2 pseudogenes are annotated in these 807 nt (G+C 65.7%); both read right to left on the bottom strand.

Annotated features, from left to right (window positions below):
- A pseudogene (locus tag N5K27_RS28965) lies at positions 1-216 on the bottom strand (GTPase); the annotation flags it as partial.
- Positions 217-506: 290 nt separating this feature from the next.
- Positions 507-807: pseudogene (locus N5K27_RS28960) on the bottom strand (ABC transporter substrate-binding protein); the annotation flags it as partial.

Here is an 807-nt window from a genome sequence, read left to right as displayed (position 1 = left end):
AAGCACCGCGAACTCGGCCCGTCCCGTCTTGACGACGATGGCCTCGTCGGTGGTGGCGATGACCTTGCCCTGGAAAGGCTTCGGATCGATGTGAAAGCCCAGCGTCGAAACCTTGGGCTGGCCGTCGAAGATGTTGAACTTGAACGAACGGACGTTGGAAGGCACATGACCGACAACGAGCGTCGGCATCTGTGCACGGATGGCTTGGGTATCCATGGGGAGACTCCTTGTGGCAACCAAGGGACTCCCGCCCGCAAGGGAGGTCGGTCCCTTGAGGGTGAGGTGGATGGACGCGGGTGCGCCCGGAGAACGAAACAACCAGCACGGCGAACCGCGCCGCAGTCTCGAAGGTCTCGACTGCCTGGGCATGCTGCCGGCAACGCCAGCGAACATGCGGCCAGCGTGCGGCACATGGCGGCGGCCGTCCGCCGGGAATCGGCAATGCGCCGGCACCGCGTTCCGCGAAAAAGAAGAGCCCCGACGTGGGGGCTCGAATGGGTTGCGGGTTACTCGTCGTCGTAGAGCGTCAGCCCGTCCAGCACGGGCGCGTCGGCATCGAAGATCAGCAGACGCACGTCGGCGAGCGCGGCCAGGTGGAGCACCTCGACGAGGGACTCCGGCATGCCCTTGGCCCGGTGCTCCTGCCGCAGTTCTTCGGCGGTGATGCCCTCGACATGCTGCAGGTTCGCATCCGTCCAGGGGGTGGCGATCAGCTTCACGCCGACCGCCGGGCTGTAGGGAATGCGGAAGGCCACGAACAGAAAACCGCTCGGCGTGGCGATGTCGGCCAGGTTGGCCAGATAGCGG

The organism is Pigmentiphaga sp. GD03639, from assembly GCF_029845405.1.
Lineage (GTDB): Bacteria > Pseudomonadota > Gammaproteobacteria > Burkholderiales > Burkholderiaceae_B > Pigmentiphaga > Pigmentiphaga daeguensis.
This window is presented reverse-complemented; position numbering and strand designations above follow the sequence as displayed.